The 12,477-nt window shown below is 38.7% G+C and carries 11 protein-coding genes; 1 reads left to right on the top strand and 10 read right to left on the bottom strand.

Annotated elements, in window-relative coordinates:
- Positions 1–212: 212 nt before the first annotated feature.
- The 10 genes from RWN13_RS09720 to RWN13_RS09675 form a co-directional block, all read right to left on the bottom strand.
- Entirely contained in the window at positions 213–3,182 is a 2,970-nt protein-coding gene (locus tag RWN13_RS09720) for a MucBP domain-containing protein (RefSeq protein WP_314062762.1), read from the bottom strand.
- Positions 3,183–3,283: 101 nt separating this feature from the next.
- A complete protein-coding gene (locus RWN13_RS09715; RefSeq protein WP_314062759.1) occupies positions 3,284–4,378 on the bottom strand; it encodes a DUF916 and DUF3324 domain-containing protein in 1,095 nt (364 codons plus the stop codon).
- Positions 4,379–4,579: 201 nt separating this feature from the next.
- Complete coding sequence (locus tag RWN13_RS09710; RefSeq protein ID WP_314062756.1) at positions 4,580–5,371, bottom strand: WxL domain-containing protein; 792 nt, start codon at positions 5,369–5,371, stop codon at positions 4,580–4,582.
- Between the two features lie 29 nt (positions 5,372–5,400).
- Entirely contained in the window at positions 5,401–6,210 is an 810-nt protein-coding gene (locus RWN13_RS09705; protein ID WP_314062753.1) for a WxL domain-containing protein, read from the bottom strand.
- Between the two features lie 28 nt (positions 6,211–6,238).
- The gene (locus RWN13_RS09700) at positions 6,239–7,051 is read right to left on the bottom strand and encodes a WxL domain-containing protein (RefSeq protein WP_314062751.1); all 813 of its coding nucleotides are present in this window, start codon (positions 7,049–7,051) and stop codon (positions 6,239–6,241) included.
- A 10-nt stretch (positions 7,052–7,061) separates the two neighbouring features.
- A complete protein-coding gene (locus RWN13_RS09695; protein WP_314062748.1) occupies positions 7,062–7,862 on the bottom strand; it encodes a WxL domain-containing protein in 801 nt (266 codons plus the stop codon).
- 46 nt (positions 7,863–7,908) lie between these two features.
- Positions 7,909–8,682: a WxL domain-containing protein gene (locus tag RWN13_RS09690; protein WP_314062745.1), complete on the bottom strand. Its 774-nt coding sequence runs from the start codon at positions 8,680–8,682 to the stop codon at positions 7,909–7,911.
- Positions 8,683–8,701: 19 nt separating this feature from the next.
- Entirely contained in the window at positions 8,702–9,397 is a 696-nt protein-coding gene (locus tag RWN13_RS09685; protein ID WP_314062742.1) for a WxL domain-containing protein, read from the bottom strand.
- Positions 9,394–9,693, bottom strand: coding sequence for an LPXTG cell wall anchor domain-containing protein (locus RWN13_RS09680; RefSeq protein WP_314062739.1), 300 nt, complete (start codon positions 9,691–9,693; stop codon positions 9,394–9,396). Before RWN13_RS09680 ends, RWN13_RS09685 begins: the two co-directional genes overlap by 4 nt.
- A gap of 131 nt (positions 9,694–9,824) precedes the next feature.
- Complete coding sequence (locus RWN13_RS09675; protein WP_314062736.1) at positions 9,825–10,394, bottom strand: recombinase family protein; 570 nt, start codon at positions 10,392–10,394, stop codon at positions 9,825–9,827.
- A 309-nt stretch (positions 10,395–10,703) separates the two neighbouring features.
- Here RWN13_RS09675 and RWN13_RS09670 point away from each other — a divergent pair, with 309 nt between their 5' ends.
- A complete protein-coding gene (locus tag RWN13_RS09670; protein ID WP_314062733.1) occupies positions 10,704–12,233 on the top strand; it encodes a helix-turn-helix domain-containing protein in 1,530 nt (509 codons plus the stop codon).
- The last annotated feature ends 244 nt before the right edge of the window (positions 12,234–12,477 follow it).

The following is a 12,477-nucleotide window of genomic DNA, read 5'->3' as shown; positions in this document are numbered from 1 at the left end:
TAATCGCTTGATAAAATCACCTTGATCTGAACTTATTTTAAGCAACAAAAAAGGTAACAATACCTCTGCGGCTAACTCTACTCTCCCAATGAGTAGCTATCTTTGATATTATGTGCAGTTAGTGACAAAAAAAGCAGCTAGCAAATTCTCTCTCTTGCTGACTGCTTTTTTTCTAGTTCATCCCATTAATTTTTATGTTTTAAGCATCACTCTTACAAACCATCCGTTAACTGCCATGAAAGTTTCCCTTCATACGTCACGTCTTTCAAATTACCTGGTTGTTGCTCTAAGTATAACCCTTTATCACTTGCGGCACCCCAAGTTAAGTTTTCGCGTCCAAGGCTTTTAGTCCCTTGTTTTCTCACAACTTGTTTTGTGGAGGATAATGTCAAATCGTTACCGCCTTGATTAATTTTCAAGTTGCCTTTTAGCAACTGACTAGAAGCCGTCTGCATTGGCGTTGCAACACTTAATTGTAATTCCCAAGATTGGTTACTGATATCGCGTGTATCTAAAATACCGACTTGAATCGGTGTCCTAGGGTAGATATCCTTCGTACCAAATGAAATCAAGCTATTAGTATTTTGGAAATCAACTTTATCTGGGACATTTTCTAAACTCAATACACCTTCATAATAGTAAACAACCTCAAAATCTTTATCTGGGACATTCCCCGTATTCCCTGTAACAGATTTATAGTTGTAACCATCAATGTCCTTTTTATATCCATCAGAATACCCAGCAATCGATTGACCAATTACCACTGTTCGCTTGACTTCTTTCACTGCATCCTTTGAAACCAAATCAATCACGCCATTCGTCGTGCCCGTCATTAAGTATTTCACGCTCATGGTAACTGTTTGTGGAATAGCTTTGTAAACTAGAGTTATTGTTTGATCTGCTTTGGTAAAACCAACCAATAGATAACTACTTTTATCACCTGAAAGAGTTGCACCTTCAACAGATGAGATTTCATACAACGGTAAGAGGTTTGGAACTGCCTCCCGTTTAGCGGTGTCCACTTGCCCCCAAAGTTCTGTTGGTGAACCCGCTGGTGGGGTAATTGGATTACGCCCTTCGTCAACATAGTTGATGTTGGCTTTACCATTAATATTATAAGTAAGCACAATATTGATAGCCGCTTCTGTAAATGTCACCGAAAAGTTTTTCTTGTCACTTGAAACAATCGACGTTCCAGTAATTGTAGAAATCTCATATTTTGGTGTCATATCAGGCGTATCAACCTTGAGTGTGTCTCCGATTAAACCGGTAACGCTTGTTGGTGCATTAACACCTGCAGGGGGTGTGATAACATTGCCTTCTGAATCTTTATAGGTAATATTTGCTACACCATGTGTTTGGGTTAATTTATAAGTGACTGTCACTGTTTGAGTCGCAGTTGTATACTTACCAATCAAATTATTACCACTTTTAGTCACATTACTACTGTTAATTGAGAATGTGTACTTATCAATGGTCGGGATGGCGATTGTGAACTCTTCACCTACTAGACCGGTTAAACTTGTTGGTGATCCTGCTGGTGGGGTAATCGCTACATTAGAGCTATTGACATACTTAATGTCCACTTTTGTTTTGACATTAATGGTCATCGATTTAACAGTCGATTCTTTACCAGCGGAGTTTCTCAGTTTCACCTCTACCGTATTCTGACCTGTATTTAATTGACTACTAGTCAAAGGAATTTGAAACTCAACAGATGATCCTAGATTGGTGTTGCTTTTTATCCCTAATGATACAAAACTGCCGTCATTCACACGATAGAATAATTCTGTTTGATTATCTTCGCTATCATTCCAAGTCCCTTTAACATTATAAGTTCCAAAGTTAGGTTCAAGGTCCTCACGCTCTTTATCAAGCTTAACCGTAGGACCTGCTGACATTCCATCTATCCCCAACGTCCAGCTAAACCCTGTGGATTCACCAGTTTTGAAAGTTATCGGTTGGTTCTTCATGTGAACGCCAGAATCTATACTTGACATAATTTGCTGATCTTTAAGACCATTTTTTATTTCTTGACCTGTGGAATAAGCATTTGAAAACGTCGTATATGTAGAATTGAAGAAATTGTCTCCTTTAATTGTACCGGTGACTGTATGGAATCTGTTCCACTGATAGCCTACCCAGTTTTGAGGTGCTTGATTTCCTATATCCAGCGGTGACATTAAATACGTTAATTTTAGAGATTTCGCGTCTACTGAACTACTTTTCCCTACGGATTTAATATACACACCTCGATTATCTCCTACATAATAAATCGGTACATCATCCTCTCCAACAAGTTGAGTATCCTCTGAATAACCCAACATAAAGCCCTCTTGTGGGGTTACCGATTTATTTGTGACTTGTTGGCTGATTTTGATTTTTCCTGTTGGCAAGGGAGTCATGGTTGTTTCAACTAGTAATTCCGGATTGTAGTTTGCTGTAAAATACCGCGCATCATAGATCAATTTGATCGAGGTTAAACCTCCAGCTGTCTTCTCATACATACGTGCTGTCTCTGGTTTTAACGTTAAAACACTAGAACTTCCAGAACCGTTAGCCACAATTAACCCTTGCTGTGTCGCAAATTGAAGCGCTACCTTTGCTTCCGTATCTGTAGAGCTATCGCTAGCGCGAATACTAAAAAGATGGTCTTCAACGATATCATTGCCGTTAGTCCCTTTGTAAATATATTGTACATTGGGTATCCGAATAGTTGCCCAATTGCTGATGGTGCTTAATGGTAATTTAGCGCCGCTCATAGCTGTAGAACCAAAGAAATAGCGTAACCTCCCACCTAAGTCATCACCTGGGATCGGGATTTCAAGTGCTGTATTCTGAGACCCTACTCTCGTTGTCCAACCGTCGGCAAATAATTCTGCTTCTCGTGCATCTAAGGTCGTCGCACTCGCTCGGCTATTGGCCATAAGCAAAGACCTTGGATCCTTTAACGGTGACAGCCCCTCAGTAATTGCTGTTTCCTCTGCTATATCCGATTCCACGGTGTTTTCTTCAGTCGTTTCAGTTTGACTTGAGCTAGACAATTTTTCTGTTGATTCACTGCTTACTTCTTGTGCGACGAGATTCGTCATAGGTTCATCCATGGCTATATAGCCACCTAACAAAATAGTCACTGTTAACAACCCTAGAACAATTTTGCGCATATTCGTTTGTTTCTTCACTCATTTCACTCCTTCCAATGGTAGCCAATCATGTACTGAAAGCCCATTTTTATCCAAAATGGGCTCTCAGCCTGCTAATTGCACCCGCAACTGAGTCGTTCTTATTTTTTACTTGATTTACGCTTACGTTTTTTAGCGGCTTGAATGGCAGCTTGTTTTTTCTTATTGCGAAGAACCACTAATGTGGTCAGCCCTCCAATTAGAACAATCGCTGAGACGCTTCCGATGATGATATACATTAGGTAATCTTTTTCTAGTTCAACTGCCGATGCATCGTTAAGCTTTTTGGCTTCTGCCGCCGTCACACTGAATTCTTTTTCTAAATTCCAGGTCTGCTCCTCACCATTTTTTGGATCTTTAGGATCACTCGTGGCCGTAACCTTCATAACATAATCCCCTGTGACATAGGGTTTATTTCCTAAGCCCACGCCGAAGTCAAAACTTGAGTTAGGAGCCATTCGGTAACCGTCTTTTTTTGTTTCAAACAAAACGGTATCATTTCCTTTTTTATAAACCTTCGCTTCAATCGAGACATCTTCCATCACGGCAGAGGTTGGGTTTTGTAATGTTGCTTTAGTCGTATTCGCCCCCATCACCGCACTGGCAAAAACACGCTCTAGAGACATATCGGTTTTAACTGGATTTTCGTTCTCTTGCAAGACCACTCCGATGGCGTAGCTCATTTCGTTTTCAATCTTCATACCGCCAGATTCACTTTTTTCTTCCGCTTCCACTTTTTTAGCTTTGACGTTAATTCCACCTAAGATCATGCCATCGAATTCCATAACAGGCATCTCGATTGTCACTTTCGTCATCACATCTTTTTTAGCTGGAATCGTGACTTCTTTAGGTGTTGATGCGATCTTGTTAAACGGATAGAGCAAACTTTTGTCAATTTCTTTATCTGGTAAATTATAATCGATTAACCCATTATCATTAGTTGTGGCCGCAGTTAAACTAACTTCTGCCACAGCATCTTCATCGGATGAATTGAACAATTGTAGTTCAATCTCTTGAGTTGCTCCAGCTTTCATCATCAAGTTGTAATAAGACACATTTTTATCATGTTGATTGTCAGGTAAGATTGCTTTGACTGAGATGGGCGTACTATCTGCAAAGGCCGTTTGCGACACACCACCTACGATACTTAGAAATAAGAGAATACTCATAATTAGTTTGATTGTTTTTTTGTTCATTTTTCCACGTCCTTATTTATTATAATGCCAACAAAACAAATGAATGAAACATTCAGATCTTTATGTTTGTCGTAAACCTCTGGAAAAAGGAAAAGTCACCCTAATACTTTCAATCTATTTCCACAATCTTACTGCATGTGCGACATAAAATCTTTTAATGCGAGTTAATTAGCCTCGGCTAATTAACTCTGTGTACGCCTATTACTTAGCGTCGACAATCGACCAAGTTAATGTCGCAGTATATGTTTCATCTTTAGCTTTTTCATCCGTCCCAACAGCTTTCAATTGAACCCCTGGGTTAGTTGCTTTACCGTCTTTAATAATGCTACCAGCATTTGCCACATCACTTGTATAGGCATCATTAAAGATCAATGATGTTTTTGAGCTGTCTGTGTTTTTAGTTGCAACTGTATTTAACAAATCAATGGCGCTGCCGTCATTTTTAATAGCGGTCTTTTTCGTAAAGCCTTCAACTGTTGTAGCCAATTCAGCCGCATCCATACGTGAGTTAAATAATTGGCCTTCTTGCAATACGATGTGTGTATTAGCTAGCGGTTTGTTATTAGTGGTATCACTCGGTAAAAATTGAGAAGACGTCACGCTAACTTTCCAACCAGATTTAGTCCCACGAACGTCTTCCACTTGAATGAAGTGTGAGATATCATGTTTGGCAGTTTCACCTACATTGTTATATTTTTCCAAGATGGCATTGGCAAAAACTGTATCAGACGAGATGTCTACTTGACCAAAGTCAAAAGCTGGCACGTGAGTTAAACGTAGAGGCCCTTTTGTCTTGCCACCTGTTTCAGGTTCAATTATTTCACCTTCAGTGTCAGGCTTTGTTACCACCCCTGTACTTGTTTCATCTTGTGTTTTAAATTCAACTGTCCCGTTAGTTGATGCTTCGTTATCTGCAGCTGCGGCATTCAAGGCACCTACTGAAAGTAAGAAACCACCTAATGCTAATGTTGTGATTAATTTTGTTTTTTTCATCCTATTTTCTCCGTTCATTGTGTGATTTTTTATTTAGCGTCAGTTAATGTCCAGCTAAGTGTAGAGACATAGTTAACACCCTCTACTGGTGCTGATCCAGCATCTTTAACAAATTTAACACCAGTTGTTTTGGTTCCAGATGGTGCTACATCCTTTTGATAGTTATTATAAAAGACGTTTGAAGCTTGGAAACCACTAGTACTTTGACCAGCTTTTGTTTCTAAAACTTTCACACTTGGTGACGCTGCGTCTGTTCCGATAACGGCATCTGTTGCTTGTCCTGCAATAAAGTTACTTGCTTGAGCACTAGTTTTGTAATCCATTGTTAAGGTGCTTTCTGCTAAAACAAATTTAACACCTGATAGTGTGTGTTCAACGCCATCTTTAGTGCCTTTAAATGGAGAAGCTTTTACTTGTAGTTGCCAAGCAGACTCAGCACCAGATAGCCCACGCTCATCTGATACTTGAACAAATGGTGCAATTTTGCTTTTCGATGTTTCACCTTTAAAATTGTAGTCTAACAAGTTAACATTGGCTTCCACTTTTGCCGCCGTAATTCCCGTTTGTGTACCAAATTCAAAGTTAGGAACGAATTGAATACGTAATAACCCTTTACCACTATTTCCTTGTCCAGGTAATTCGATTTCTTTTGTGTTTTCGCCACCTGTTTCATCTGGTTGGTTGATGACACCTTGTTTCTCAGGGTCTGTTTCTTTGGTAAAGTTAATAGATCCATTGGTTTTGATCTCCGTATTGTCTGCTACATTTTCCGCTAAAGCCGTTGGTGCCACTAATAATGCTAAAGCACATACACTACATAATCCTGTTAATTTTTTCATTGTTAATTTCCCCTTTTTTGTCTGATTTTTAATAACCGTTCTCTAATGTCCAAGTAATCGTTGCTTTATAGTTTGCATCTTTCAATGCCGCTTGTCCCGCAGGTTTAACAAATTTAACACCTGCAGAATCATCTGTTGCGTATGTTCCAGCTTCTGTGTAATTGTCATGGAAGACGTTTGAAATTTGTTTACCATTCGTGTCTGCTTTAGAACTTAAGACAACTAATGATGTGCCATCTGTTGGAATTTTTGAAGTAGCTTGTTTCGACGCTGCTGTTGCTGCTGAGGCAGACGTACCTTTAGTCATGGTTAAGGTGCTACCATCTAAAGAGATATAAGCACCATCTAATACTTGACCCCCAGCAATCTTATTGCCACTTGCATCCACTTGTTCGAACTTAGATGACTTTGCGCTAAGTTTCCAAGTCAAATTGGCATCTCCTGTATTATTAGTCACTTGAACAAATGCTGGAATTTTCTTGCCACTTGCAGTCCCATCAGCCTTTTTGTAATCAATTAATTTCGCATTTTGTTCTTGAGCATCTGAGGTAAAACCTGCTTTTGTTCCAAAAACGAAGTTAGGTACAAATTGAATACGTAGTGGCCCAGTACCAAAGGCACCTTTATCTTCTAAATCGATAATTTCTTCTTTATCACCATTGATATCATTTTCATTTGGTTTAACAATTTTACCTGACTCATCTACGGGACCGTCAACGAATTTGATTGTTCCGTCCGTCGTTAAGGGTGTTCCAACTGGTGCGGCACTTGCTGTTGGACTTAGTACGGCAACTGCTGCTAATGTCACTATGCTTGTGATTGCAATTGTTTTTTTCATCATTTCATTCCTCCTAAAAAGCGTCTGTTAACGTCCATGTAATCGTTGCTTTGTAAACTTTTTCTGGTTGTCCAGTTTCTGCTATTACTGGGATATCTTTATTTGTTTTCGTTAAGACAACTTGCGCATTTTTTTCTGTAGCTGCATACACTTTATCTTTATCATAAGAATCGTCTAAAACAATTGTTGTTCCAGTTCCATCTGTGGTTGCATCTGCTGTTTTTGTGCTCATTACCAAAGCCGCTTGTGATGCTTCTGTTGGAATATCTAATGTGTTGCCACCGTCAGCAAAAGTCTTAACTTTATCAGCTAATTCTGTTGCATTGTAGACATCATTTGATAATTTAGCTTGTTTAAAAGTGATTTTCGCATACGGTAACTCGTCGCCAGCACTTGTTTTAAAGGTGGTGCTACTTACTTTTAAGTTCCAACCTTGTTTTTTTCCACGAACATCCGTCACTTGAATAAAATGAGGAATATACTTGTCACCAGTTTCTGCTGGTACAGTTTGCTCATACTTAATAAGGGTTGGGTTAAGTAATTGCTCCCCAACTTTCAATTCATTGATACCAAATTTGAAACTCGGAACAAACTGCAGACGTAAATCCCCAACGGTTTTATTTCCTTCATCTACTTCCGGTACAATCACAACCCCTGGTTCTTCCGGTTTTGTGATAACTCCTGTTTTATCCTTATCCGTTGTAAATGATACTGACCCTTCTGTAGTAGCCTTAAATTCTTCTGCTAAAACAGTAGTGGTACTCACAACCAAGACTGCACCACAGATTACTAATCCACCTATAATTTTCTTCATCCTATTTCCTCCTATAATGCAATCATCACTGTGTCTAATGACGAGTTTATTTAGCTGATTGCAATGTCCAAACTAATTTTGCTGTGTATGCTTCACCAGCATACACTTGTTGATTAGCTGGGACTGTCAACTTAACCGCTGAATTTCTTACCGTACCATCGTCACCTGTAATAGTGCCTGTTGTCGCTGAATTTCCGTAAACTACTTGCCAAGTGTTATACCCTTTCCCTTCTGCCGCATTCATCACTTCAGCTGTCGGTGCATCTTTCCCTACGACTACGCTGCTAGTCATTGAAGGTGCTTTATCTGATTGAGGGTCCATCCCAAAAGAGCCACGTAGAACAGCACTGTTTAACGTAATCGTGCCATTAATATCACCTTTTGCTGATTTGAAGACACCATCGCTAGCAACATTCAACGTCCAGCCAGCAAAGGTTCCTCGCTCATCAGCAACTTCAACGAAGCTTGCACGATCAGAAATTAATCCGCCATCTACTTCTTCCACTTCTTCAAATTGAGCGTAATAATCAGCTTGACCACTTGCTAAATTATTGACACCAAATGAAATGGTTGGAATGTGGTTCAAGCGTAATGCGCCACCAGGGTAAACGATTGGTTTGTCGACACCAGGTTCACCAGGTTTAACAGGCGTTGGAATTTCTTTTTCTGGATCTGTCGGGTTAACTTCAGTTGTATCATTGGCTTTAAATTCTGTTTTAGCATCGCTACCGATTGTATTATTTGCAGAACCTGTGATTGGCGCTACTACTGCACTTAGTGCCAAAGCACTTAAAATTGTAACTGTGTTGAATTTTTTCATTTTTATTTCTCCCTTTTCTTTAGAGGACATCTTCTAACAACCAGGTCAAGCTAGTTGTATAGTTTCCCTTCTCTTTTGGTTGATTCTTTGGAACAACAAGCTTGATGGCCTTCGTGGCATCATTTTCAGAGCCCAAATAGACGTTCCAAGTCCCCATACCGCTTCCTTCTGGCGATGTCAAGATAGCCTGCTTGCTACCATTTTCATCTAGTGTTTGTTCGTTCATTTCGGTCACCATTTCAGCTTCCCCATGTTGGGGCTTGACACTGATAGCTGATATAGATAACCTTGCTCCAGAAATAGTCACATTATTGTCGTTCGTCAGTGGTCCATTTTGGCGAACGCTTAAGGTCCAGCCTGCTCCTGTCCCTCTTAAATCAGTCACTTGAACAAAATTAGGAGTTTGACGAGTTTCACCAGTCTGGGTTTTGATTACTGTATCTGAGGCAGCGTAGAACGTTCGCTCTGAACCGCTGACTTCTTGTTTACCAAAGTTAACACTTGACGCATAGTTAATACTTAGTGGGCCTGCTGTTGGTGGATAAATTGGAACGATTTCTTCATCGTCCTCAGGATCTTTTGGTGTTTGTATTGCTTCGTTTGCTTTAAAGCGAGTAGATGCATCACCTGTGACATCTTGCGCTAAGACACTTTGCGGCACATAGGCTAAGATTAGTGTCGCTACGCTTGTAATAAAGAGTGTAGAAGACTTCATTCTTTTCCCCCCTTCATGCGAACCCCAACCACATAGGTAACACCTGCTAACATCAGCCCACCCAGGCCAAGAATACTACGATTTATTGACTCTCCTGTTTGTGGTAAAGTCATCACTTTTTTCGGTGTTTCAACGACCGTCTTAATTGGTTCGTTTGCGGGTGGGTTGTCAACTAGTATATCTCCAAATTCAACTCCCACATCAACGGTCATCTCACTTGCCAGAGTTGCAGGAGCCAAAAGAAGCCAACAACCTAAGATTAGCTGAATCATGACAAACTTCTTTTTTATTCTCATTATTTCCCTCCTTTAAATGGTCACACACTCCATTCTCTAATTTTATTGCATTATAGAATCGATGGTAGCGCCATCGTAATCTAACGATTTGTTCCCTATTAAATAAGCCCCGACTTACCGAACACAACGGCTTACTTTTTTGCTATGACAGCATTTAGTTCTTCATTCTGTGTCACATATTTATAAACCGACCCCACAGACACATCACACTCATTAGCAATTTGGCGAATCGACTTTTTATGTTGCTTCCGCAAATAGATAATTTCGTCAATCACTTTTTGATCCAAACTAGGCCGCCCCCCCACAATGCCATTTTCTCTGGCCTTAGCCATCCGTTTAAACGTTAGCTGCTTAGCGACTTCTTTCTCCATCTGAACCAGACTTAACATAATACGGCAATAATGACTAAAGCAACTCTCATTCGTATCAATCCCTTCATTAACAATAATTAACCGAATGTTTAGCTCTTGTAATTTGAGAAAAAATTCTTCAAGTTGCCGTAGTGTTTGCTCAAAGACAGACAAGCTTGTAATAACGAGTGAATCACCTTTCGTCAAACTCTCATATAGAACTTGAAACTCAACTGAACTAGTCTCATCATCAATAAAGATATTGGCTACTTCATATTGAGAAATGGTGTTAACCTGTTCAATAATTTTCGCCATTTCGCTGGTTTTTTTAATGTAACCGTAACTTGCCATCTCCTCACTCCCTCTATTTAACTTGTTGTAGAAAGGCTTATAACTAGATTCTTCTAGCGCTCTTCCCATAAACAAGTATAGGTTATCTGAACGCACATGCTTACTTTATTTCGGAATCTCTCTCCCAAATGAACAACATTCAAAATGGCGCATTTCCCCCAAAAAAGAAGAATGACTTACTGCTACCTCAACTTCTTTTCATCCTCAACTCATTTTACTTGCCAAACACCCAAAAAAAATATAAGCTTTCCACAAAGAGTGATTTTCACTTACTTACTCACCCTTATATAAGATGAAAGGGGATATCCCATGCTATTAAGCTTTTTAAAGAAAAATGAAATCACCAAACTAAAACTACTTTCCATTTTGTTCGTTAATGATAAGATGGTCAGCAGAGAATTAGAAGAATTACTTCAGGCTCCTTCTACCACAACCAGCCGAACGGTTGCGACATTAAAAGAAGATTTGGTTGCTGTCTTTGATGATCACATTCAAATTAAAGAGAAAAATCAATTTTTTTCTTTAGCTAAAACATCTGATATTTCACGAACCGAAGCGGCTAACAAGCTCTATTATTACTATCTGGAAGACTCTCTAGATTATCAACTATTTAAACACATCATCTTTGAGAACAATATTCATATTTTAAAACTGTGTGCCGAAGTCAATATATCTCAAAGTTATTGTTATTCAAAAATAAAAAAAATCAACTCTTATTTAAAAACTTTTCAACTAAGAATTGTCAGCGACGCCTTTAATATTTCTATAAAAGGTCCAGAAACACATATTATCTTTTTCATCTTCCTAATTCATGACATGATTCACAATATGGAGAATCAACCTTGGGATAATCACGAAAAAAAAATTGCCTTAACTAAAGACAACATCACCTATGAACAAGTGAACAGCATCCCGGTTACCCACTTGGACACTTTCAGCTCATTTATAGAAACCTACGAACAACGAAAAAAATATCTGGAGACTATCCAAATCAATCGTGAAGATATTCGAGCTATCTATCATCTGGTAATTACTGAAAATGATTTTTTTGCCAGTAATTATGATTCTGCCACGACAAATGATGACGCTGTTTTATTTTACAATTTATTTATGCGCTCAATAATTCCCAATATTGATTCGTGTGAGCAGCGAGTTGCCATAGGCCAACACTTTATTGGTCTTAAAGATAATCCTATCGTTGATAATGCTATAACCACCGTCAATAAAATTGTCGATACGGTTTTTTCCAATGTGATTTCCCATCATGATGAACGTTATTATGAAATGATCTATTTAGTCTCACTTTATACCTCTTATATTGACATCTTAGGCATTGACTTCAAATCACGAGTCAAGCAACCCATTAAAGATCATATTCTTGATTTTGTTCAACATCAAGCTACACCCTTAGAGATTCAGATTACAGAACTTGTGACACAATCCAGTCAAGTCTATCCTAACTGGAAAAAAGAGACTCAACATGATTACATCACCATCATTTCAAAAGTTCTTTATAGTATGGTTTATTCTTATCAACAGCCAACTTACAATATCATGATCGACACTTTTTGTTTCTTACTAGGAGAATACTCCATTCAAAAACAAATTATGTCTTACTTTTCAACCAATCACATTAATTTTGTTGAAGACTATAGTCAAGTTGATTTATTGATTACTGATCGTTCTGTCTCTTATGGGAATCAAACGCCCGTCTTTTTCCTTTACGATATCCACTGCACAGCCTCTTGGGAAAACCTCTTGACGACTATTATCCGACACACACATCGAAAAACCGTTAGCGAACTAAGTCGCAGCGATACACTCTTTAACTTAACTTAATAACCCCTTGAAAGAAATCAGACTACTGACAACTTATTTCTTTCAAGGTTTTTTTTTTACCTACTATTCAATTTAAAACAGGAAAAAAAAGGCTCATACTAAAAATTTACTGTATTCCCATTCCCTTCATAACTCATCTTATTTATGTCTTAAAATTCAAAAAATAACGTTCATTAAGCATCATCGAATAATGCCCTGATTAACGTCTGAAGCAAACTTATTTTCCTTTTCTGAAAAGAATTTC

The sequence above is a fragment of the uncultured Vagococcus sp. genome (assembly GCF_963518325.1).
Classification (GTDB): domain Bacteria; phylum Bacillota; class Bacilli; order Lactobacillales; family Vagococcaceae; genus Vagococcus_D.
This window is presented reverse-complemented; position numbering and strand designations above follow the sequence as displayed.